Consider the following 22,529-nt stretch of genomic DNA (forward strand, 5'->3'; position numbering starts at 1 on the left):
CCCCACACCCGGGACCTTAACAAGCGGTAACGCCTTTTGTGCGGACCGTTGCTAACACGGGGTGCTTGGCTTCCGACATGCCGGTCGGAAGCCGGCCCCCGTGGCAGTGAGGACACGTGATGAGCAAGACGACGCAGATCGACGCACCGACCGACGCACCCCCCGCGATACCCGGCGGCCCGCCCGCACCCGGCACCGCGCGGTCCCTGCCGACCGCCCCGTGCAGCGTGGTGTGGAGCAACGGCCGCGCCTTCGTCCTCGAACCGCCCGTCTGGGTGGGCCTCGACGGGTACGGCAGGCCCGCCCGCCTGACCCCCGCCGCGCTGGACCGGCAGGGTTGGACCCACCACCGGGCCTGCTGACCCGGACGAGCGACCACCCGCCGGGGCGGGGCCCCGCCCGAATACGCTGCGGTCATGTCCGACGCGGCCCCCGGCCCTCCCGACGACCCGGGGGAGCGACTCCCCGACCGGGTGCTCACCATCCCCAACGCACTCAGCGTGCTGCGGTTGGCGGGCGTGCCGGTCTTCCTGTACCTGCTGCTGGGTCCGCGGGCCGACGGGTGGGCGATCGCGCTGCTGATGTTCAGCGGCCTGTCGGACTACCTCGACGGCAAGATCGCCCGCTGGCTCGACCAGACCAGCAGGCTCGGCGCGCTGCTCGACCCCGCCGCCGACCGGCTCTACACCCTGGCCACGATCGTCGCCTTCGTCCTGCGCGACATCGTGCCGTGGTGGGTGGCGGCCGTGCTGGTGGCCAGGGACCTGCTGGTGGCGGGCTGCATCGGCCTCCTCCGGCGGGGCGGCTTCGCCCCGCCGGAGGTGACCTACATCGGCAAGGCGGCCACGTTCAACCTGATGTACGCCTTCCCGCTGCTGCTGCTCGCCCAGGGGGCCTCCACCGCCGCCACGATCGCCCGGCCGATCGCGTACGCGCTGGCCATCTGGGGCGCGGGCCTGTTCCTGTACTCAGGATTGCTCTACGTGGTGCAGACGCGCACGGCACTGCGCCACCACCCCGGACCGGTCTGCATCTAAGCTCTCCGGCACCCGGCCTGCGAGGCTCGTCGTGAGAGGGCGACCGAAGGTGATTCCCGAAGAACTGCGCTACACCGAAGAACACGAGTGGGTGGCGACCAAGACCGAGGTGCTGGTCCGGGTCGGCATCACCGAATACGCCCAGCAGCAGCTCGGCGACGTGGTGTTCGTCCAGCTGCCCGAGGTCGGCGACCGGGTCGAGCAGGGCTCCCCGATCGGCGAGGTCGAGTCGACCAAGAGCGTCTCCGAGCTGTACGCCCCGCTCACCGGCGAGGTCACGGCGGTCAACGACGAGGCGGTCGAGGCGCCCGACCTGCTCAACTCCGACCCCTACGGCGAGGGCTGGCTGGTGGAGATCACCATCGACGACCCCGACGCCGTCGAGGCCCTCCTCGACGCCGAGGGCTACCAGCCGCTGACCCGCGACTAGGCAGGCCCGGGACCGCCCTGATCAGGGGCCGGTTTCCCGGAACCCGGTCCGGCGCCGCGCCGCGTCCGGTGCCGCCCGCGGCGCCGCGGGCGTGAGACGATCTTCACCCTTTCCCCCGGCAGCGGGGGACCACCGTCCGGCCGGTTGATCGCGCACGGTACGTTGGCACTGTTCAGCGAAGTACCAGCAGGAGGAGAGCTCAGGTGAGCACGAACGACGGGCCCGGCGTCCCGCCGGAGCAGTCTCCGGAACGGACTTCGGTCTTCCGGGCCGACTTCCTCGCCGACCCCGAGGCCCGCACCGAGGCCCCCGCCCCCGAGCCCGCCGTCGCGGGCGTGGACGCCCTGCCCGCCGGGTCCGCCCTGCTGGTGGTCAAGCGCGGCCCGAACGCGGGCTCGCGCTTCCTGCTCGACCGCGACACCACCAGCGCGGGACGGCACCCCGACAGCGACATCTTCCTCGACGACGTCACCGTCTCCCGGCGGCACGCGGAGTTCCGCCGCGAGGGCGGCGAGTTCGTGGTGATCGACGTGGGCAGCCTCAACGGCACCTACGTCAACCGCGAGCCCGTCGACCAGGCCGTGCTGGCCGGTGGCGACGAGGTGCAGATCGGCAAGTTCCGCCTGGTGTTCCTCACCGGTCCGGGCGCGGGAGCCTAGGGGTCGCCGAGTGGCGGGCGCGGCGGCGCGGCCGGAACGGGACGGGGCGAGCATCGGCGCGGTGCTCGAGCGCCTGCGCCCCGAGTTCCCGGACGTGACCATCTCCAAGATCCGGTTCCTGGAATCGGAGGGGCTGGTCAGCCCGGAGCGCACGCCATCGGGGTACCGGCGGTTCACCGAGGCTGATGTGGCCAGGCTGCGCTTCGTGCTCGCCGCCCAGCGCGACCAGTACTTACCGCTGCGGGTCATCCGCGAGCAGCTCGACAACGGCCGCCCGCCCGTGCGGGCGGCCGAACCCGAGCCGGTGGACCCGCTGCCGGAGGGCGCCCGGTTGCCGCGCGCCGAGGTGCTGGCCAGGGCCGGGGTCGGCGACGACCTGCTCAGCGCCCTGGAGGAGTACGGCCTGCTGACCGCTGACCGCGACGGCCACTACGACGGCGGCGCGGTCTCCATCGCCCGCACGGCGGCCTCGCTCGCGGCCTACGGCATCGAGCCCAGGCACCTGCGCGCCTTCCGCGCCGCGGCCGAGCGCGAGGTGGGGCTGGTCGAGCAGGTGGTCGCCCCGCTGTACCGGCAGCGCGACCCGGCGGCCCGCGGTCGGGCCGACGAGGTGGCCCGCGACCTGGCCGACCTGTCGGTCGACCTGCACGCCCTGCTGGTCCGCGCGGGTCTGCGCAGGCTGACCGGGACCTGAGTTCACCGCCCCGGCCCTTCCCGGTGTGACCAGATCAGAAGTGGAATGGTTGCGCACAGGGTCCGGATGGCGGGTAGCGTCGAGGCCGGGGATCGGCGATCCTCAAGGGATACGGGACGCCGATGCCCCATCGAGCGGAGGGAGGCGAGCCCGATGAGCGAGATGCGCGTCGTGGGCGTCCGGGTGGAGTTGCCCCAGAACCAGCCCATCCTGTTGCTGCGCGAGGCCGAGGGGGAGCGGTACCTCCCGATCTGGATCGGGTCGGTCGAGGCCACCGCGATCGCCCTGGAGCAGCAGGGGGTGCGACCTGCCCGGCCGCTGACCCACGACCTGCTCAAGGACGTGATCGGGGCGCTCGGGCGCGAGCTGGAGCAGGTCCGGATCACCGACCTGAAGGAGGGCACCTTCTTCGCGGAGCTGGTCTTCGACGGCGACATCCGGGTCTCGGCCCGCCCCAGCGACTCGGTGGCCCTCGCCCTGCGGGTGGGGGTGCCCATCCACGCGGAGGACTCCGTCCTGCAGGAGGCCGGGCTGATCATCCCGGACGAGCAGGAGGACGAGGTGGAGAAGTTCCGCGAGTTCCTCGACTCGGTCTCGCCCGAGGACTTCCGCGGCGCCGACACCTGAGTCGCGCCGCGCCCCGCGCGTCGCGTTGACCTCCCCGCGCGCCCGATTTACCGTCAGGAACTGAGCGTCGTCTCCGGTGGGTGGGGCTCGACCGTGCGCCCCCCACCGCCGACGTGCTCGGCCGACGGTTCCCCACAGCGGAACGGGCGGTCTCGTTCGCCGGCCGCCGATGGCCGGACGAGGGGAGGCAGGCGTGTTCGAGCAGGGTACGGACTCCGGGGAACAGGGTGAGCTGTTCCCGGACGCCTCGCTGCCGGACGAGCTGGTCGGCTACCGCGGTCCCGCCGCGTGCCAGATCGCGGGCATCACCTACCGGCAGCTCGACTACTGGGCCCGGACCGGGCTGGTGGTCCCCACCGTCCGCAGCGCCGCCGGGTCCGGTTCGCAGCGGTTGTACTCGTTCAAGGACGTCCTGGTCCTCAAAGTGGTCAAGCGCCTCCTGGACACCGGTGTCTCGTTGCAGAACATCCGAGTGGCTGTGGAGCACCTGCGCAAGCGGGGAGTCCGGGATCTGGCCAGAATCACCCTGTTCAGCGACGGCACGACGGTGTACGAGTGCACCTCGCCGGAAGAGGTCGTCGACCTGCTCCAGGGCGGGCAGGGCGTGTTCGGCATCGCCGTCTCGGGGGCGATCCGCGAGATCAGCGGCACGATCCACGAGTTCCCGGCCGAGCGCGCCGACGGCCTGGAGTTGGACCAGCCCAACCAGGACGAGCTGACCCGCCGCCGCAACGCCCGCAACGCGGGCTGAGACCCGCACGCCCGTCGAGGGCGGGCCGTCACTCCGGCAGCGTGTACGGCGTGGTCGAGGTCAGCTCCACGAAGCCCAACCGCTCCAGGATCGGCCTGCTCGTCGGCAGCGCGTCCACGTGCAGGTACCGCACCCCCCGCGCCCGCGCCAGCTCCGCCCGGTGCGACACCAGCGCCCGGTAGACCCCGCGGCGGCGCCACCCGGGCAACGTCCCGCCGCCCCACAGGCCCGCGAACGCCGTCCCCGGGTAGTACTCGGTCCGCGCGGCGCTCACCGGCACCCCGTCGGCCACGGCGAGGAGCACGTCCAGCCGGGACGGTGACTCCACCAACTGCTCCAGCAGCCGCTCCCCGAGCCACCCGAACGGCGCCCCGAACGCCGCCTCGTGCACCCGCACCACCGCCTCGACCCCCGCCGCGTCGCGCACCGGCACCAGCGACACCCCGGCGGGCGGGGCCACCCCGGGCACGGCCGCGGCCTCCGCCACCATCACCGCCTCCACCTGCCCCGGCCGCAGCCCGGCCGCCACCAGGTGCACCGGCAGCGTCCGGAACCGGTCGTGGTGGTAGTGCTTCCACTCGCAGTCGCCCGGCAGCACCCGGAACCGGGCGACCTCCTCGGCGACCACCGCGTCCGCCGTCGTGGCGTCCAGGTCGGACCACACCACCCCGGACCAGCCGCGGGGGCGCTCGTCCACGTGCCGGGTGACGTGCGGGGTGCGCTCGACCACCGCGTGGTCGTCCAGGGCGGGCAGGTCGCGGCGCAGGTCGTGGTCCAGGGCGGCGAGGGCGGCGGATGTGTCCATCCCCGCATCCGACCACGTCCCGGGCGGCGACGCGAGGTTTCGGCGCGTCCGCGGGTTAGACTCGTCGGGACGTCGACGAACCCGCGCGGGAGAGTCCGGACGGCCCACCGGCCGCACCGGCGCCGAAGGAGCAAATCCTCCCCGGAACCTCTCAGGCAAACGGACCGCGTGGGTGAGGCGCCTCTGGAAAGCGGGTCGCCCGGGCATCGCCGGGTGACCCCGCCGAAGGTGCAAGTCCGCCCACTGGCCGGACGAAGCTCTCAGGCGCCCGGGTGATCGGGCACGGACAGAGGGGGAGGGCCCAGGGCAGCGCAGCCCGCCCCGGCCCGACCCCGAAACCCGGAGGTAGCCCCGCATGACCAGTGACCGCATCCCCCTCGCCGCCCTGGAGCACGGGACCCCGTTCGCCGACCGGCACGTCGGGCCGCGCCCGGCGGAACTGGCCCGCATCCTCGACGTCATCGGCGTCGGGTCGCTGGAGGAGCTGGCGCACCGCGCGGTCCCCGAGTCGATCCGCGAGGGCGACCTGACCCTGTCGCTGCCCGAGCCCGCCACCGAGCACGGGGCGCTGGCCGAGCTGCGCGCGCTCGCCGCCCGCAACACCACGCTGACCCAGATGATCGGCCTGGGCTACCACGGCACCCAGACCCCGCCGGTGATCCGGCGCAACGTGCTGGAGAGCCCCGCCTGGTACACCGCCTACACCCCGTACCAGCCGGAGATCTCCCAGGGCAGGTTGGAAGCGCTGCTGAACTTCCAGACCATGGTCGCCGACCTGGCCGGGCTGCCCACCGCGAACGCCTCGATGCTCGACGAGTCGACCGCCGCGGCCGAGGCGATGACCCTGCTGCGCCGCGGCGGCCGGTCGAAGTCCCCCCGGTTCGTCGTCGACGCCGACACCTACCCGCAGACCATCGCGGTGATCGAGACCAGGGCCGAGCCGCTGGGCATCGACCTGGTCGTCGCCGACCTGGCCGACGGGCTGCCCGAGGGCGAGTTCTACGGCGTCCTGCTGTCCTACCCGGGCGCGTCCGGCGCCGTCCGCGACCACGCCGCGCTGATCGCCGAGGCGCACGAGCGCGGCGCCAAGGTCGCCGTCGCCGCCGACCTGCTGGCGCTGACCCTGCTGCGCCCGCCGGGGGAGATCGGCGCGGACGTCGTCGTGGGCACCACCCAGCGCTTCGGCGTGCCGATGGGCTTCGGCGGCCCGCACGCCGGGTACATGGCCGTCGCCAAGGGCCTGGAGCGCCAGTTGCCCGGGCGGTTGGTCGGGGTGAGCACCGACGCCGACGGCGCGCTGGCCTACCGGCTGGCGTTGCAGACCCGCGAGCAGCACATCCGCCGGGAGAAGGCCACCTCCAACATCTGCACCGCGCAGGTGCTGCTCGCCGTGGTCGCCTCGATGTACGCGGTCTACCACGGCCCCGACGGGCTGCGCGCGATCGCCACCCGCACCCACCGGATGGCCGCCGTCCTGGCCGAGGGCCTGCGCGCGGGCGGCGTCGAGGTCGTGGCCGACGGGTTCTTCGACACCGTGACCCTGCGGGTCCCCGGCCGCGCCGCCGACGTGGTGGTCGCCGCCCGCGACCTGGGCGTCAACCTGCGGCTGACCGACGCCGACCACGTGGGCGTCACCACCGACGAGACCACCACCCGCGCCCACTTGGAGCTGGTTTGGCGGGCCTTCGGCGTGTCCGGCGACGTGGACGCCCTGGACCTGCGGACCGCCGACGCGCTGCCCGCCGCGCTGCTGCGCGAGTCGGCGTACCTGACGCACCCGGTGTTCTCCGCGCACCGCTCCGAGACCGCCCTGCTGCGCTACCTGCGCGCGCTGTCGGACAAGGACGTGGCGCTGGACCGGAGCATGATCCCGCTGGGGTCGTGCACGATGAAGCTCAACGCCACCGCGGAGATGGAGCCGATCACCTGGCCCGCCTTCGCCGACCTGCACCCGTTCGCCCCCGCCGACCAAGCCGAGGGCATCCTGCGGGTGGTGGCGGACCTGGAGCGCTGGCTGGCCGAGCTGACCGGCTACGACGCGGTGAGCCTGCAGCCGAACGCGGGCAGCCAGGGCGAGTTCGCGGGCCTGCTGGCCATCCGCGCCTACCACCGCTCCCAGGGCCACGGGGAGCGCGACGTCTGCCTGATCCCGTCGAGCGCGCACGGCACCAACGCCGCCAGCGCGGTCATGGCCGGGATGCGCGTCGCCGTGGTCAAGTGCGACGACTCCGGCAACGTCGACCTGGACCACTTGCGGCTGATGGTCGAGGAGCACAAGGCGGACCTCGCCGCCATCATGATCACCTACCCGTCCACGCACGGGGTGTACGAGGACACCGTCCGCGAGGTGTGCGGGCTGGTGCACGACGCGGGCGGCCAGGTCTACGTCGACGGCGCCAACCTCAACGCGCTGATCGGCCTCGCCCGCTACGGCAAGTTCGGCTCCGACGTGTCGCACCTGAACCTGCACAAGACCTTCTGCATCCCGCACGGCGGCGGCGGCCCCGGCGTCGGCCCGATCGGCGTCCGGGAGCACCTGGCGCCGTTCCTGCCCAACCACCCCCTCCAGCCCACCGCGGGCCCGGAGACCGGTGTCGGCCCGATCAGCGCCGCCCCCTGGGGTTCGGCGTCGATCCTGCCGATCTCCTGGGCCTACGTCCGCATGATGGGCGCCGACGGCCTGCGCCGCGCCACCCTGACCGCGGTCGCCGCGGCCAACTACGTCGCCAGGGTCCTCGACGAGCACTACCCGGTCCTCTACACCGGCGAGGGCGGCCACGTCGCCCACGAGTGCATCCTCGACCTGCGCCCCATCACCAAGGCCACGGGCATCACGGTCGACGACGTCGCCAAGCGCCTCGCCGACTACGGCCTGCACGCCCCCACGATGTCGTTCCCGGTCGCGGGCACCCTCATGGTCGAGCCGACGGAGAGCGAGGACCTCGCCGAGATCGACCGCTTCTGCGACGCCATGATCGCCATCCGCCGCGAGATCGACCAGGTCGCGGCGGGCGACTGGCCCCGCGACGACAACCCGCTGGTCAACGCCCCGCACACGGCGGCGTCGGTCACCGGCAAGTGGGACCACCCGTACAGCCGCGAGGAAGCGGTCTTCCCCGCGGGCACGGCCGCCCCCAAGGTCTGGCCCCCCGTCCGCCGCATCGACGGCGCCAAGGGCGACCGCAACCTGGTCTGCTCCTGCCCGCCGATCGAGGCGTTCAGCGGCTGAGGACGCGGCTCGGGTCCGCGGTGCGCACCGCGGACCCGAGCCGACCCCCGGAGTTCTCGTGTGGAACCGACCCGCGGCGGCGCCTGCCGCGGGCCGCCCTCAGCGCGCGCACCGGTTGATCAGGCGGTGCGCGCGGTCAGTGCTGCTCAGTGCTGCTCGGTGCTGGTTGCTGCTACGCCCTGGCCAGGCTGTAGCGCTGCTTGACGGGGTCCGAGTGCAGGACCCGGACGTCGAGGGTCGTGCCGACCTCGACGGTCTCGCCGTACAGCAGGCCGTGGGTGCCGTCCGGGTGCTCGACGAACGAACCGAACGGCGCCACGTCCACAACCGTGCCGGTGAAGGTCTCGTCGACCTGGGGGAACATGCGCATCTCACCTCCTCTCCCGCGCGAGTCCACTCAGGACTTTCAACGCGGGGGGAGGGCCCCGGATCACGTCAGTGCCGGGCGACCGTTCTGTGTGCGGCGCGAGGCCGACCCGGCAGTCATGCCACCACCCTATCGGGGGACATCTCACAAGGGGAAGCCCACGGGGAAGTTTCGGTCGCGGGCCGTCGTTGGCAACCCGCAGAGACCAACGCGATCCGGAGGTTGCACACTCGATGTCCACAGTCCCCAACGTCACGCTCAACGACGGCACCACCATCCCGCAGCTCGGCTACGGCGTGTGGCAGGTCCCCAAGGACGAGGTGACCGCCGCGGTGACCACTGCCCTGGAGGCCGGCTACCGCGGCATCGACACCGCGGCGATCTACGGCAACGAGGAGGGCACCGGCGCCGCCATCGCCGCCTCGGGCATCCCCCGCGAGGACCTGCACGTCACCACCAAGCTGTGGAACTCCGAACAGGGCTACGACTCCACCCTCCGCGCCTTCGACGAGAGCATGGCCAAGCTCGGCCTGGACTACCTCGACCTGTACCTGATCCACTGGGCCGCCCCCCGGCAGGACAAGTACGTCGACACCTTCAAGGCCTTCGAGAAGCTGCGCGCCGACGGCCGGGTCCGCTCCATCGGCGTCTCCAACTTCCACGTCCCACACCTGGAGCGCCTGCTCGCCGAGACGGACGTGGTCCCCTCGGTCAACCAGATCGAACTGCACCCCAACCTCCAGCAGGCCGAACTGCGCGCCTTCCACGAGAAGCACGGCATCGCCACCGAGGCCTGGAGCCCCTTGGCCTCCGGCCAGCTCCTCAAGGACAAGACCATCGCCGCGATCGGCGAGAAGCACGGCAAGTCCACCGCCCAGGTGATCCTGCGCTGGCACCTCGACCTGGGCAACATCGTCATCCCCAAGTCGGTCACCCCCGCCCGAATCCAAGCCAACATCGACGTCTTCGACTTCACCCTCGACGACGACGACCGCAAGACCCTGGCGGCCCTGGACAACGGCACCCGCACCGGCCCCAACCCGGACACCTTCGAGGGCTGACCAAATCCCACCGCGCCGGGCAGGCCACCAGCCTGCCCGGCGCGGCGCGCTCAACCGCCGCCCGGCCACCAGCCACCCGAAACCCCACCGGGCGCAGCTACCAGCCACCCCCGAAACCGTCAGCCCGGCCAAGCAGAGGCCGGGTGGGTGGAGGTGTCTGGCCAGCCGACCATCCCGAAAACCGGCGGCCCGGCCAAGCAAATGCCCGTGTGGGTGGACGTGTTTGGTCAGCCGACCACCCCGAAAACCACCAGCCCGGCGAGCCAACCGCCCGGGTGGGTGGATGTGCTGCTTGGTCAGCCGACCACCCCGAGAACCACCAGCCCGGTGACCGACTGCCCAGGTGGGTGGAGGTCCGAACGCAGGCCGACCACCCCGAGAACCGCCGCCCCGGCTACGCAGAGGCCCGGGTGGGTGGATGTGTTTGGCCGGGGGTGGCGATCATGTGACAGCCTGCCTGGGCGGTGGGGCATCTTTTCAGCCCCACCTGACGCACTGGAGCACATGATCGCCATAGGGGCCCCGGCCAAACACATCCACCCAGCCGGGCACCACCAACCAACAACCGGGCTTTAAACAGGGCACACCCACCAAACGACCGGGCTCTAAACAGGGCACCACCAAACCCCGGGACTCCGAGGCCCGATGGACGCTCAAAAGCGGCCCCAGCGCGAATCCCCACGACTCAACGGTGGTAATCACACCTCCCGCCCCCGGTGGCGATCGCACACGGCTCCCCATTCCGCTTGGTCACTCCACACTGGACCGCCGGATCATGCACGTGGCACAACCCGGAAGGCCGAGGCGTGACCGGGCACGGCGTCCCCTTCTTCGTCACCGCCCGACAGGCCCCCTCCCCGATCGGCCCGGGCTCCCGCTTCTTCCGCTCCACAGCGGCAGGCCGCTCCTCCGCCACCGGCAGCCCAGCCGCCCGCATGGCACCCTGCAACCCCTTGAGCGCCAACCGGTCCGCGCGCTCGTTCTCCGGGTGTCCACTGTGCCCCTTCACCCAGTGCCACTCGACCTCGTGCTCGCCCACCAGTTCGTCCAGCCGCTGCCACAGGTCGACGTTCTTCACCGGTGTGTTGGTCGAGGTCATCCACCCGCGCTTGCGCCACCCCGCCACCCACTGCGTGATCCCGTTCCGCACGTAGGTGCTGTCGGTGTAGATGGCCACCGGGACCTTCCGGGTCAGGCTCTCCAGCGCCCGGATCGGCGCGGTCAGCTCCATCCGGTTGTTGGTGGTCGTCGTCGCCTCGCCCCCGCACAGTTCCCGTTCGTGCCCGCCGAAGCGCAGCACGGCGCCCCACCCGCCCGGTCCGGGGTTCGGGATGCACGCGCCGTCGGTGTAGATCTCCACGTTGCTCTCAACCACACCGGCACCGTACCGGCAGCCCGGGACGCCCGGGGGAAATCCATCCACAGGCTCAGCCGAGCAGCCTGTCGCAGACCTCGATGAGGCGGGTGCGCAGCGGCGCCGCGCGGCGGGCGAAGCCGGCCTGGAGGGCGGCGTAGTCCTTGCGGCCCTCGGCGGTCTCGATGCGCACGGGGGAGTAGCCCAGCTCGGACAGGTCGTACGGGCTGGCCCGCATGTCCAGCGCCCGCACCTCCAGCGCCAGTTCGAAGCAGTCCGCCACCAGTTCCGACGGCGTGTACGGGTCCAACTTGTAGGCCCACTTGAACAAATCCATGGTCGCGTGCAGGCAACCGGGCTGCTCCATCGCCAGTTGGCCCTCCCGCGACGGCGACAGGGTGTTCAGCGGCCGGGCCGGCTCGGTGAAGAACCGGAAGGCGTCGTAGTGCCCGCAGACGACCTTCTGGGACTCCACCACCGCGTCCGTGCCCTGTGGGCCCAGCCGCAGCGGCCAGCCCACGTGCCGAACCTGCTCCTCGGGCTGGCGGTAGACCATGGCCCACTCGTGCAGGCCGAAGCAGGCCAACCGGGGCGGTCGGGACGCCGTGGCCCGCAGCAGGCCGCGGACGAACTCGGCGGTGCGCACCCGCGACTCCGGCAGTTCGGTGCTGACCGCGACCCCCTGCGGTGTGCGCCGGTAGGCCTTCCACCGCAGGTACTCCTCGGCGCGTGGCCCGGCCAACGCGACGCCGACGCCCGGGTGCCAGCGCTCCAGGTGGGCGGGCCGGTGCGAGTAGTAGGTGAAGAGAAAATCCAGCACCGGGTGCTTCTCGCCGAGCGCGCGGCGGCGCACGTGCGGTTCGGTCCACCGCCGGACCCGCCGCTCGTGCGCCGCCCTGTGCTCCAGCCAGTCGGCTTCCGCCAGCACCTCGGGCACCTCAGGTGCCGTTGCTGATGTGCGTCCCGTCCCGTACGACACCCACGTACTCCTCGAGCAGGTCCTCCAGTGCCACGACACCGAGCACCGTACGGTCCGCCGACACGGCCTTCGCCAGGTGGCTCTGCGCCCGGCGCAGGGCGGCCAGCGCCTCGTCGAGGTGGGAGTCGGTGGGCAGCTCGGGCAGGCCGCGGACCCGGGCCCAGGGCAGGCGGGTGTCCGGGGCGGCGTCGACCAGGTCCAGCAGGTCCTTGACGTGCACGTAGCCGTTGAGCGTGCCGTCGGGCATCCGCACCGGGAACCGGGAGAAACCGGTCTCGGCCACCGCCGCCTCCACCTCGCCGACGGTGGGCGGGTGCGGGACCGTCTTGATCTCGTCCATCGGCACCAGCACCTCGGCCACCGTGCGCTCGGCCGAGTTCAGGGTGTTGGTCAGCCTGCGGTGCTCGGAGTCGTCGAGCAGGCCCTCGGCGCGCGACTCGGCGATGAGGGTGGCCAGTTCGTCGGAGGTGTAGGCGTTCTCCAGCTCGTCCCTGGGAACCACCTTGAACAGCCGCAGCACCGCCGTGGACGCCTTGGTGAACAGCGACAGCAGCGGGCGGACCAGCTTGCAGAAGGCGAAGTGGACCGGCACCAGGGCCATCGCCGCCCGCTCCGGTCCGGCGATGGCCAGGTTCTTCGGCACCATCTCGCCGAGCACGGTGTGCAGGGTGACCACCACGCCCAGGGCGATCGCGAACGACACCCCGTGCACCACCGCCTCCGGCAGCCCGAGGGCGCCGAACGGGCCCTCCAGCAGGCTGGCGATGGTCGGCTCGGCGAGCGCGCCCAACCCCAGCGAGCACACGGTGATGCCCAGTTGCGCCCCGGCGATGAGCAGCGGCAGCTCCCGGCTGGCCTCGACGGCGACCCCGGCGCGGGTGGCGCCCTCGCGGGCCAGCGCTTCCAGCCGGTCGCGGCGCGCGGTGATGATGGCGAATTCGGCACCGACGAAGAACGCGTTGCCCAGCAGCAACACGAGGGTGGCGAAGAGGGCGAGGAAGTCGCTCATGCCTGGGCCTCCACCCGGTCGAGGCGCGCGGTGATGATGGCGGCTGTGACACAGCCGACGAAGAACGCGTTGCCCAACAGGACGGACAGGGCGGGGAAGTCGCTCATGCGCGGGCCTCCACCCGGTCGCGGTGCGCGGTCGGGGAGGGGCGCGGCGGTCACGCGGTCACCCCCTGGCGGGGGAGCCGGGCCACGCGCAGCTCGGCGATCCGGTGCCGGTCCATCCGCATGACCGTGATCCGCCAGCCGTCCAGCCGGATCTCGTCGTTGACCTCGGGGATGCGGCCCAGCCTGCTCAGCACCAGGCCCGCGACCGTCTCGTACTCGCCCTCGGGCATCCGGAACCCGGTGGCGTCGGCCAGCTCGTCGTCGCGCAGCAGGCCCGAGACCATCCAGCTCTCCCGGCCCAGCGGGCGCACCGGGTTGACCTCGCCGCGGTCGTGCTCGTCGCGGACGTCGCCGATGATCTCCTCGACCAGGTCCTCCAGGGTGACCAGGCCCGCGGTGCCGCCGTACTCGTCGACGACCACCGCCACCTGCAGGCCCGACCCGCGCAGCCGCTCCAGCAGCACGTCGCCGTCGAGGGTTTCCGGGACGGTCGGCACCGGCCGGGCCAGCGACGCCACCCGGGTGGTCGCGCGCACCGCGGACGGCACGTTGAACACCTGCTTGACGTGCACGACGCCGCGGATCTCGTCCAGGTCGCCGCCGTGCACCGGGAAGCGGGAGTGCCCGGTCGCCCTGGCCAGCTCGACCAGGTCGAGCACGGTGGCGTCCGCGCGCAGCGCCTGCACCTGCACGCGCGGGGTCATCAGCTCATCGGCGGTGCGGTCGCCGAAGCGCAGCGACCGGCTCAGCAGCGTCGCCGTGCCGGTGTCGATGGTGCCGGAGGCGGCGCTGGAGCGGACCAGGCCGCCCAGCTCCTGCGCCGAGCGGGCCGAGCGCAGCTCCTCCTGCGGCTCCACGCCGAGCCTGCGCACGACCCAGTTCGCCGACCCGTTCAGGCCGTTGATCAGCCAGCGGAACACCGAGGAGAACACCGCCTGCATCCCGGCCACGGCGCGCGCGGTGGGCAGCGGCCTGGCGATGGCCAGGTTCTTCGGCACCAGCTCGCCGAAGACCATCGACAGCGCGGTGGCCACCAGCAGCGCGATGACGATCGCGACCGCCTCGACCGCGCCCTCCGGCAGGCCGGTCCACGCCAGCGGCGGTTCGATCAGGTTGGCGATGGCGGGTTCGGCGACGTACCCGGTGACCAGGGTGGTGATGGTGATGCCCAGTTGGGCGCCGGAGAGCTGGAACGACAGCGTCCGGTGCGCCTTGGCGATGGCCACCGCGCGCCGGTCGCCGACCTGCTCGACGTGGGAGTCGACCTGGCTGCGCTCGAGGGTGGTCAGGGAGAACTCGGCGGCGACGAACAGCGCGGTGCCGAGGGTGAGGGCGACGACGGCCAGCAGGCCGAGGACGCTGATCAGGAAGCCGATCACCGAGCACCCCGCTCGGTTCCCGGGTCGGTATGGTCGCCGGGCCCGTCGCCCGGCCCGCTACTGCGACCGGGTGATGCGGACTCGCGTGCGGACGACTTGCGCACGGAAGAGGTGCTCCTCGTGTCGGGTTGTTCTGAACCCACCCAGTCTACGGCCAATTTGTGAAGATCCGTTCACCACAGCGGCCCGCCCGGGGGGCTCATCGGCGCCACCCCGGGTCGCGGCCGAGCAGGGCGACCAGGTGATCGGCGGGCGGGGCGCCGTCGGCAACGTCGACCTCGGTGTCGAAGATCTGCCCCCGCCACTGCTCGACCTGCCCGCTGAACTCCTCGACCAGCGCCTCGGCCAGCCCGTCGTCGACCCCGGGGTCGACACCGGCCGCGCGGGCCAGGTCCCAGCCGTGCACGGCCAGGTCCAGGGTCATCTGCCAGCGGTACTCGGCGGCGGGGGAGTCGCCGGAGGACAGGTGCACGGTCCGGTCGTCCGGGACGCCCCGCCAGGCCCGCGCCGCTCCCGCGTTCGCCCGCTCCCAGGTCGCGACCGGGTCGGCGCCCAAGACGTCGCCGTCGTAGCGGTCGCCGACGTCGTCGACGGTTTCGCCGCGCAGCAGGTGCGGCACCCAAAGCTGTTCGGCGGTCAGGTGGTTGAGCAGTTCCCGGGTCGTCCAGTCCGCGCAGGGCGTCGGGGCGTCCCAGTCCACCACCTGGTGGACGGCGCGGTCGGCGATCTCCCTGGCGGTGTCGAGGTGGGTCACCCCCTCAGTCCAGCGCAGCGCGACTCCGCCCGCCACTCCGCCCAGGCCCCTGCCCGCGGGTCCGCGCGGCCAGGACGCCCGCGCCCGCCGCCGCGAGCTGACCGGCGGCGACCAGCGCGATGGCCGTGCCCGCGCCGGTCGCGGGCACCAGCCCGCCGCCCACCGCCGCACCCACCGCGAAGCAGGCGATCTTGGCGCTGGCGCCGGTGACCGACACCTGGGCCAGCAGCCCGGCGGGGGTGTGCCGCTGCCGGGTCGCCATGATCGCCGGGAGGCCGACGCCGGTCGCCACGCCCGCGAGGGCGACCACCGCGAGCGTGGCCACCAGGTTCGGCGCCAGCGGGACGGCGAGCATGACCAGGCCGTAGCAGGCCGCGGTGCCGAAGACGACGCGCTCGGGCCGGTCGCCCGCGAGCAGCCTGCGGGCCAGCAGCGCCACCGCCAGCAGCGAGCCGACCTCCAGCGCCGTCCACAGGTACCCGCCCGCCGCCTCGCCCGCGCCGATCTCGGCGGCGCGCAGCGGGAACGCGGTGCTGAGCACCCCCGCCGCCACCGAAGCCAGTGCGGTGGTCAGCGTCGCCCCGCGCAGCGGTGGGGTGGTGGCCAGGTGGACCAGGCCGTCGCGGACCGCGCGGAGCAGGTGCGGCCGGTCCTCGGCGGCGCGGGCGACCCGGGGCAGCGCCAGCGTCACCGCCGCGCCGACCGCGGCCAGCACCGCGACCCCGTACATCGCCTCGGTCGGGCCGAGGGTGGCCGCGATCGTGCCCGCGAGTGCGGGGCCGAGCAGGGCGGCGCCGCCGAAGGACGCCGCGTCCCACGAGTTCGCCCTGGCCAGCCCGTCGGCGGGGACCAGCAGCGGCACCAGGCTGGAGTAGCCGCCGCTGGTCAGCGGCAGCGCCACCCCGGTGATCGCGGCTAACCCGAGCGGCAGCGCGTCCGGCGCCCGGCCCAGCGCCGCGGTGATCCCCAGGCAGGTCACCGCCAGCAGGACCCCGTTGCCCGCCAGCACGATGGTGCGCCGAGGCGACCGGTCGAGCAGCGCGCCCAGCACCGGTCCGGAGGCGACGGAGGGGAACGCGTACGCGGTGACCATCAGCCCGGCCAGCACCGGGTCGCCGGTCCGGGCCAGGGCCAGCAGCACCAGCGCGACGCCGACCATCTCGTCGGCCACCCTGGCGGCCGTCGCCGCGAGCACGTACCGGCTCATCCCCACGCGGTGGTCCTGCCGGGGCGCTACAGGCCGCGGTGGCGGCGGACGGTCTCCTCGACCACGTCGAGAACCGGGTCCATGTCGTCCGCGGGCAGGCCCATGGCCAGGTGCGACACCAGGCCCTCCAGCACCAGCTCCAGGAACGACGTCAGCACCGACACGTCGACGTCGTCGCGCAGGTTTCCCGCCTCGCGCTGGCGCAGCAGCCGCTCGCGGGTGGCGACGGTGAGCTGGGAGGAGCGCTCGGCCCAGCGGGCGCGGAACTCGGGGTCGGTGCGCAGCCGCCGCGACACCTCCAACCGGGTGCCCAGCCAGTCCGCCGGGCGTTCGCCCGCGGCGGTGCTGCCGGGGGGCGCGATCAGCTCGCGCATCACCTGCACCAAACCCTGTTCGGCGACGACGTCGGTCATCCGCAGCACGTCGTCCTCGGCCAGCGCGAGGAACAGCGACTCCTTGTCCCGGAAGTGGTGGAAGATCGCCCCCCGGGAAAGTCCGGTAGCCTCCTCCAACCTGCGCACGGTCGCGCCCTCGTAGCCGAAGCGCGCGAAGCACGAGCGCGCGCCGTCGAGGATCTGGCGCCTGCGCGCGTCGAGATGGTCCTGGCTCACCCGGGGCACCCGACGATCGTGACATTTCCCCCGGGCCCAAGCAATCCGTACGTACGTTTTGCGATCGAGGCCACCCGGTCGGCCCAGTCGGACCACTGCGGCTGTCGGTGCCCGCGTGTAGCGTCGATCGCGCCGGTCCCCGACCGGGGGGCCGCACCGGAACCCGTGCGGTGAAAGGGGATGATCGTTCTTGACCACCACCCAGGAAGCGGGTGTCGTGGAGCCGGACCGCCGTCGGCTGCGCGCCCGCGTGGAGGCCGAGGCCTACGTCGCCTCGGTCTGCTTCAAGCACGGGCCGCCGAGACTGCTCGGCGTCGAGCTCGAGTGGACCGTCCACGACCGCGACGATCCCGGGCGCAGGCTCGACCCCGACCGCCTCGCCGCCGCCCTCGGCCCGCACGCGCCGCGCACGCTGCGCGCCGACAGCCCCCAGTTCCCCCTCCCGGCCGGTTCACCGCTCACCATCGAGCCCGGCGGCCAAGTGGAGATCTCCTCCCTCCCCGCACCCTCCCTCGGGCTCCTGCTCGAAGCGGTCAACGCGGACACTTCCCACCTCACCTCCCTCCTCGCCGACGTCGGCCTGGTCCTGGGCACCCGGGGCCTGGACCGGCACCGGTCACCGCGCCGCGTCCTGGACACCCCGAGGTACGCGGCCATGGAGCGGGCCTTCGACCCGATCGGCCCGGACGGGCTCACGATGATGTGCGCCACCGCGGGCCTCCAGGTCTGCGTGGACGTCGGTGAGCAGTCCGCGGTGGCCGCCCGGTTCGCCGCGGTCAGCTCGCTCGGCCCGGTGTGCGTGGCCCTGTTCGGCAACTCGCCCGCCCCGGGGTGGCACTCGGCGCGCACCCGCACCGTCCTCGGCGTGGACCCGTGCCGGTCACTGCCCCTGCCGGTCAGCGACGACCCGGCCGCGGACTGGGCCCGGCACGTGCTGGACACCGAGCTGCTGTTCCTCCGCAGACCGGGCTCGGACTGGGGCGCCCCACCGGGCGTCACGTTCGCCGACTGGATCGCGGGCGCCCTGCCCGAACCGCCCACCCGGGACGACCTGGACTACCACCTGTCCAGCCTGTTCCCGCCGGTCCGCCCGCACGGGTACCTCGAGGTGCGCTACCTCGACGCCCAGGACGGCGCGGACTGGGTCGCGCCCGCGGCGCTGCTCACCGCGCTGCTGGCCGACCCCGGCACCGTCGACGCGGTCGTCGACGCCTGCGCGCCCGCCGCCGACCGGTGGCTGCCCGCCGCCCGGCTCGGCCTCGCCGACCGGCCGACCGCCGCCGCCGCGCGCCGGGTGCTGGAACTGGGCCTGCCCGCGCTCGACCGGCTCGACCTGGGCCCGGCCGACCACGCGGACGTGGTCGCCCGGCTGAGCGGGCTCCTCGACCGCACAGCCACGAACGGGAGGTAGAGACGTGACCACCACCGAGAACCTGACCGCCGAGCAGGTCCGCGAGCGCGTCGCCGAGCAGCTCCGCCGCTCGCGTGCGCGCAGCACGGCCCTGACCGACGCCGTGGACGAGGACGACCTCGTCCGCCAGCACTCCAGGCTGATGTCCCCGCTGGTGTGGGACCTGGCCCACATCGGCAACCAGGAAGAACTCTGGCTCGTCCGCGACGTCGGCGGCCGCGACCCGGTGCGCAGCGACATCGACGAGCTCTACGACGCGTTCCAGCACGCCCGCGCCGACCGCCCCGCGCTGCCGCTGCTCAAGCCGCGCGAGGCCCGCACCTACGTCCGCGAGGTGCGGGAGAAGGTGTTCGACGTGCTGGAGCGCACCCCGCTGGAGGGGCGCAAGCTGGTCCAGGACGGGTTCGCCTTCGGCATGATCGTGCAGCACGAGCAGCAGCACGACGAGACCATGCTCGCCACCCACCAGTTGCGCACCGGAACCCCGGTGCTGCACGCGGAGGACCCGCCCCGGGCGGCCGAACCGCTGCCCGCGCGCGAGGTCCTGGTGCCCGGCGGGGAGTTCACCATGGGCACCTCCACCGAGCCGTGGGCGCTGGACAACGAGCGGCCCGCGCACGCCGCGCACGTCGACGCGTTCTTCATCGACACCGTGCCGGTGAGCAATGGCGAGTACCTGGCGTTCATCGACGCGGGCGGCTACGACGACCCGCGCTGGTGGAGCGAGGTCGGCTGGGTGCACCGGCAGAAGGCGAACCTGGTGGCGCCGCGCTTCTGGGAGCGCGGTCCGGCGGGCTGGCACCGAACCCGATTCGGTGTGGTGGAACAGGTCCCGCTCGACGAGCCGGTGGTGCACGTGTGCTTCCACGAGGCGCAGGCGTACGCGAACTGGGCGGGCAAGCGGCTGCCGACCGAGGTGGAGTGGGAGAAGGCGGCCCGCTTCGACCCGGCCACCGGCCGCTCCCGCCGGTGGCCGTGGGGCGACGAGGACCCCGGCCCCGAGCACGCCAACCTCGGGCAGCGCCACCTGCGCCCGGCCCCGGTCGGCTCGTACCCGGCGGGCGCCTCCGCGCTGGGGGTGCGCCAGCTCATGGGTGACGTGTGGGAGTGGTGCGACTCGGACCTGCGGCCGTACCCGGGCTTCGCCGCGTTCCCGTACCGGGAGTACTCCGAGGTGTTCTTCGGCGGGGACTACAAGATGCTGCGCGGCGGCTCCTTCGGCACGGACGCCTCGGCGGTGCGCGGCACGTTCCGCAACTGGGACCACCCCATCCGGCGGCAGATCTTCGCCGGGTTCCGGCTCGCCCGCGACGCGCGACCGGACGAGGTCCGCTGAGCGATGTGCCGCCACCTGGGGTACCTGGGCCCCGCCGTGCCCGTTTCCAGCCTGCTGGGCGGCCCGCGCGGGCTGCTCACGCAAACCTGGGCCCCCGCCGACATGCGCGGCGGGGGCGCGGTGAACGCCGACGGCTTCGGCGTCGGCTGGTACACCGGGTCCGGTGACCCGGTGCGCTACCGGCGGGCTGTTCCGATGTGGACGGACACCTCGTTCGCCGCGCTGGCCGCCTCGGTCAGCAGCGGGGCGGTCCTGGCCGCCGCCCGCTCGGCGACGGTGGGCATGCCGGTCGTGGAGACCGCGTGCGCGCCGTTCGCCGAGGGGCGCTGGCTGTTCAGCCACAACGGGGTGGTGCGCGGCTGGCCGGGCAGCGTCGCCGACCTCGCCGCCACCCTGCCCACCACCGACCTGATGACCCTCGACGCGCCGACCGACAGCGCCGTGCTGTGGGCCCTGGTGCGCAACCGCTTGCGTGCGGGCGCCCCACCGGGGGACGCCCTCGCCGAGGTGGTGCTCGCGGTCGCCGACCGCGCCCCCGACTCCCGCCTCAACCTGCTGCTCACCGACGGCACGACGCTCGCCGCCACCACCTGGTGGCACTCGCTGTCGGTGCACACGACCGCGGACCACGTCGTCCTGGCCTCCGAGCCGTGGGACGACGACCCCCGGTGGACCCCGGTCGACGACCGGCAGCTCGTCCTCGCCGACCTCGGTCCCACCCCCCGCGTGCGGGTCAGCGCGCTGGGCACCCGATAAGGAGACCCACCCATGCCACAGCCGTCCTTCGACGTCCACCTCCCCGAGGACCACGCCGCCCGCTCCCTGGCCGCCGACGCCCGCGCGGGCCTCACCGCGAACCCGAAGACCCTGCCCCCCAAGTGGTTCTACGACGCGCGCGGCAGCGAACTGTTCGAGGAGATCACCCGCCTGCCCGAGTACTACCCGACCAGGGCCGAGCGCGCCATCCTCGCCGAGCGCGCCGCCGACATCGCCGGGGTGACCGGCGCCAACACCCTCGTCGAACTGGGCTCCGGCTCCTCGGAGAAGACCCGCCTCCTCCTCGACGCCCTGCGCGACGGGGGTTCCCTGGGCCAGATCGTCACCCTCGACGTCTCCGAGACCGCCCTGCGCGAGGCCGCCGCCGACCTGGCCACCGAGTACCCCGACACCCCCGTCCACGGCGTCGTCGGCGACTTCACCGAACACCTGTCACTGCTCCCCGGCGACCCCACCCGCCTGGTCGCGTTCCTCGGCGGCACCATCGGCAACTTCCTGCCCGCCGAACGCGCCCACTTCCTGACCGCCGTGCGCGACACCCTCAAACCGGGCGAGTGGCTGCTGCTGGGCACCGACCTGGTGAAGGACCGCGAAACCCTGGAGGCCGCCTACGACGACGCCCAGGGCGTCACAGCGGAGTTCAACCGCAACGTCCTGCACGTGCTCAACCGCGAACTGGGCGCGGACTTCGACGTGACCGCCTTCGACCACCTCTCCCGGTGGAACGCCGAGGACGAGTGGATCGAGATGCGCCTGCGGGCCCGCACCGCCCAGTCGGTGGCGATCCCGGCCCTGGACCTGACCGTCGAGTTCACCGAGGGGGAGGAGGTCCGCACGGAGATCTCCGCCAAGTTCCGCCGCGAAGGCGTCGCCACCGAACTCGGCGCGGCCGGTTTCGCCCTCGCCGAGTGGTGGACCGACCCCGAAGCCCGCTTCGCGCTCTCCCTCGCCCAAGCCGACTGACCCCTCCCGCCCCGCCGTCCCCGGTGCCCCTATCCTGGGCACCGGGGACGGGGGAATCCATGGAATTCGACAGCAGGCGCGCGTGGTCGCGCATGCCCGGCATCAACGCCACCAACCGCGCCAGGGCCGAACTGGCCCGAGCCCACGGCTGGCAGTTCGCCGACCGGGCCCCGTGGCTCCTCGACCGCTGGCCCGTCCTCCCCTTCACCCAGCGCGGCGACATGCGCCTGGCGTACGGGTCGGTGGCCGGCGCCTTCCACGGCATCCCGTTCACGGCCTTCGAGTTCTTCCGCCGCAGCACGGTCCTGGAGAAGCAGGCCCTCGGCATCACCCTCAACGAACACGACCGCTTCGCCACCGACACGGTGTGGGTGCTGACCCTGCCCGCCCCCATGCCCTTCTTCCACATCACCTCCCGGGACCAGGTCTACTTCGACACCGGCCAATACCCACACCCCGTCACCGCCGACCGCAAGTTCAACCGGCGGCACCGGTTGGTGGCGACTGATCCCCGGGTGGCGGGGTACGTGCTGACGCCGCAGGTGGTGTCGTTGGTGCGGGAGGCGCGGTTGGGCACGTGGGCGTTGGTGGGGAGGGATCTGGTGCACGCGGAGAACGCTTACCTGGGGGGTGCGAACTCGCAGAAGGTGTTGGAGGTGCTGAGGTCCTTGGCCACGCTCATCTCCTGCCTGCCTCGGGGGTAGGGGATATTGGCTTGAAGGCCCGGGATTTTGTCACTGGGGCGCCTGGCTGGATGCGCTTGGCCGTGTGCTTCGAGGGTTTTGTCGTTGGTGCCCGGCTGGGTGGATGTGTTTGGTCGGGGCCCCTACGGCGATCATGTGGCCCAGCGTGACAGGGTGGGGCTGAAGGGATGCCCACCGCCCAGACAGGCTTGCACATGATCGCCACCCCCGACCAAACACATCCACCCACCCGGGCAGTTGGGTTGCCGGGCCGGCGGTTGGCGGGGTGGTCGGCGGCT

Annotated in this window: 22 protein-coding genes, 1 pseudogene and 1 riboswitch; of the genes and pseudogenes, 14 read left to right on the forward strand and 9 right to left on the reverse strand. The window is 73.0% G+C overall.

Going from position 1 to position 22,529, the window contains the following annotated elements:
* Positions 1 to 119 precede the first annotated feature (119 nt).
* The 7 genes from DFQ13_RS31065 (at position 120) to DFQ13_RS31095 (ending at position 4,198) form a co-directional block, all read left to right on the forward strand.
* Positions 120 to 362, forward strand: coding sequence for a hypothetical protein (locus DFQ13_RS31065; RefSeq protein ID WP_233438667.1), 243 nt, complete (start codon positions 120 to 122; stop codon positions 360 to 362).
* 54 nt (positions 363 to 416) lie between these two features.
* Positions 417 to 1,037 (forward strand): CDP-alcohol phosphatidyltransferase family protein, encoded by a 621-nt coding sequence (locus tag DFQ13_RS31070; RefSeq protein ID WP_035286397.1) that lies wholly within the window; start codon positions 417 to 419, stop codon positions 1,035 to 1,037.
* A 49-nt stretch (positions 1,038 to 1,086) separates the two neighbouring features.
* On the forward strand, positions 1,087 to 1,467 hold the full coding sequence (gene gcvH, locus DFQ13_RS31075) for a glycine cleavage system protein GcvH (protein WP_035286399.1): 381 nt from the start codon (positions 1,087 to 1,089) through the stop codon (positions 1,465 to 1,467).
* Between the two features lie 203 nt (positions 1,468 to 1,670).
* Positions 1,671 to 2,126 (forward strand): glycogen accumulation regulator GarA, encoded by a 456-nt coding sequence (garA, locus tag DFQ13_RS31080; protein ID WP_110082387.1) that lies wholly within the window; start codon positions 1,671 to 1,673, stop codon positions 2,124 to 2,126.
* Between the two features lie 10 nt (positions 2,127 to 2,136).
* The gene (ftsR, locus tag DFQ13_RS31085; protein WP_110082388.1) at positions 2,137 to 2,820 is read left to right on the forward strand and encodes a transcriptional regulator FtsR; all 684 of its coding nucleotides are present in this window, start codon (positions 2,137 to 2,139) and stop codon (positions 2,818 to 2,820) included.
* Between the two features lie 153 nt (positions 2,821 to 2,973).
* A complete protein-coding gene (locus tag DFQ13_RS31090) occupies positions 2,974 to 3,447 on the forward strand; it encodes a bifunctional nuclease family protein (protein ID WP_035286403.1) in 474 nt (157 codons plus the stop codon).
* A 169-nt stretch (positions 3,448 to 3,616) separates the two neighbouring features.
* On the forward strand, positions 3,617 to 4,198 hold the full coding sequence (locus DFQ13_RS31095) for a MerR family transcriptional regulator (RefSeq protein WP_052021668.1): 582 nt from the start codon (positions 3,617 to 3,619) through the stop codon (positions 4,196 to 4,198).
* A gap of 28 nt (positions 4,199 to 4,226) precedes the next feature.
* Here DFQ13_RS31095 and DFQ13_RS31100 read toward each other — a convergent pair whose 3' ends face one another.
* Positions 4,227 to 5,003 carry a GNAT family N-acetyltransferase gene (locus DFQ13_RS31100; RefSeq protein WP_110082389.1) on the reverse strand — a complete coding sequence of 259 codons (777 nt, stop codon included), beginning with the start codon at positions 5,001 to 5,003 and terminating at the stop codon, positions 4,227 to 4,229.
* Positions 5,004 to 5,079: 76 nt separating this feature from the next.
* Positions 5,080 to 5,180, forward strand: a riboswitch (glycine riboswitch).
* A gap of 178 nt (positions 5,181 to 5,358) precedes the next feature.
* Between DFQ13_RS31100 and gcvP the strand changes: the two genes are divergently transcribed.
* Positions 5,359 to 8,232 carry an aminomethyl-transferring glycine dehydrogenase gene (gene gcvP, locus DFQ13_RS31105; protein ID WP_110082390.1) on the forward strand — a complete coding sequence of 958 codons (2,874 nt, stop codon included), beginning with the start codon at positions 5,359 to 5,361 and terminating at the stop codon, positions 8,230 to 8,232.
* A gap of 172 nt (positions 8,233 to 8,404) precedes the next feature.
* Here gcvP and DFQ13_RS31110 read toward each other — a convergent pair whose 3' ends face one another.
* Positions 8,405 to 8,602, reverse strand: a complete 198-nt coding sequence (locus DFQ13_RS31110; RefSeq protein WP_110082391.1) for a hypothetical protein — start codon at positions 8,600 to 8,602, stop codon at positions 8,405 to 8,407.
* Positions 8,603 to 8,832: 230 nt separating this feature from the next.
* Here DFQ13_RS31110 and DFQ13_RS31115 point away from each other — a divergent pair, with 230 nt between their 5' ends.
* A complete protein-coding gene (locus DFQ13_RS31115) occupies positions 8,833 to 9,660 on the forward strand; it encodes an aldo/keto reductase (protein WP_035286410.1) in 828 nt (275 codons plus the stop codon).
* Between the two features lie 913 nt (positions 9,661 to 10,573).
* Here the strand turns inward: DFQ13_RS31115 and rnhA are convergent.
* The 7 genes and pseudogenes from rnhA to DFQ13_RS31150 form a co-directional block, all read right to left on the reverse strand.
* A pseudogene (rnhA, locus tag DFQ13_RS35415) lies at positions 10,574 to 11,035 on the reverse strand (ribonuclease HI); the annotation flags it as partial.
* Between the two features lie 52 nt (positions 11,036 to 11,087).
* Positions 11,088 to 11,951, reverse strand: a complete 864-nt coding sequence (locus DFQ13_RS31125; protein WP_110082392.1) for a 3-methyladenine DNA glycosylase — start codon at positions 11,949 to 11,951, stop codon at positions 11,088 to 11,090.
* Position 11,952: 1 nt separating this feature from the next.
* Positions 11,953 to 13,002, reverse strand: a complete 1,050-nt coding sequence (locus DFQ13_RS31130) for a hemolysin family protein (RefSeq protein WP_110082393.1) — start codon at positions 13,000 to 13,002, stop codon at positions 11,953 to 11,955.
* Between the two features lie 157 nt (positions 13,003 to 13,159).
* A complete protein-coding gene (locus DFQ13_RS31135) occupies positions 13,160 to 14,488 on the reverse strand; it encodes a hemolysin family protein (protein WP_052021005.1) in 1,329 nt (442 codons plus the stop codon).
* A gap of 199 nt (positions 14,489 to 14,687) precedes the next feature.
* Positions 14,688 to 15,242, reverse strand: a complete 555-nt coding sequence (locus DFQ13_RS31140) for a TIGR03086 family metal-binding protein (RefSeq protein ID WP_110082394.1) — start codon at positions 15,240 to 15,242, stop codon at positions 14,688 to 14,690.
* A gap of 4 nt (positions 15,243 to 15,246) precedes the next feature.
* Positions 15,247 to 16,449, reverse strand: coding sequence for an MFS transporter (locus tag DFQ13_RS31145; protein ID WP_110082395.1), 1,203 nt, complete (start codon positions 16,447 to 16,449; stop codon positions 15,247 to 15,249).
* 26 nt (positions 16,450 to 16,475) lie between these two features.
* The gene (locus DFQ13_RS31150) at positions 16,476 to 17,069 is read right to left on the reverse strand and encodes a TetR/AcrR family transcriptional regulator (protein WP_035281372.1); all 594 of its coding nucleotides are present in this window, start codon (positions 17,067 to 17,069) and stop codon (positions 16,476 to 16,478) included.
* Positions 17,070 to 17,250: 181 nt separating this feature from the next.
* On the opposite strand from DFQ13_RS31150, the gene DFQ13_RS31155 reads away from it, so the two are divergent.
* From DFQ13_RS31155 to DFQ13_RS31175, 5 genes are read left to right on the forward strand one after another with little or no spacing between them, the layout of a single operon-like run.
* On the forward strand, positions 17,251 to 18,471 hold the full coding sequence (locus DFQ13_RS31155) for a glutamate-cysteine ligase family protein (RefSeq protein WP_233438668.1): 1,221 nt from the start codon (positions 17,251 to 17,253) through the stop codon (positions 18,469 to 18,471).
* A 4-nt stretch (positions 18,472 to 18,475) separates the two neighbouring features.
* Positions 18,476 to 19,807, forward strand: a complete 1,332-nt coding sequence (egtB, locus tag DFQ13_RS31160; protein WP_110082396.1) for an ergothioneine biosynthesis protein EgtB — start codon at positions 18,476 to 18,478, stop codon at positions 19,805 to 19,807.
* Between the two features lie 3 nt (positions 19,808 to 19,810).
* Positions 19,811 to 20,563 carry an ergothioneine biosynthesis protein EgtC gene (egtC, locus tag DFQ13_RS31165; RefSeq protein WP_110082397.1) on the forward strand — a complete coding sequence of 251 codons (753 nt, stop codon included), beginning with the start codon at positions 19,811 to 19,813 and terminating at the stop codon, positions 20,561 to 20,563.
* Between the two features lie 12 nt (positions 20,564 to 20,575).
* Entirely contained in the window at positions 20,576 to 21,547 is a 972-nt protein-coding gene (egtD, locus tag DFQ13_RS31170; protein ID WP_110082398.1) for an L-histidine N(alpha)-methyltransferase, read from the forward strand.
* A gap of 59 nt (positions 21,548 to 21,606) precedes the next feature.
* Positions 21,607 to 22,251 (forward strand): hypothetical protein, encoded by a 645-nt coding sequence (locus tag DFQ13_RS31175; RefSeq protein WP_110082399.1) that lies wholly within the window; start codon positions 21,607 to 21,609, stop codon positions 22,249 to 22,251.
* Positions 22,252 to 22,529: the final 278 nt, after the last annotated feature.

Source organism: Actinokineospora spheciospongiae (assembly GCF_003182415.1).
Lineage (GTDB): Bacteria > Actinomycetota > Actinomycetes > Mycobacteriales > Pseudonocardiaceae > Actinokineospora > Actinokineospora spheciospongiae.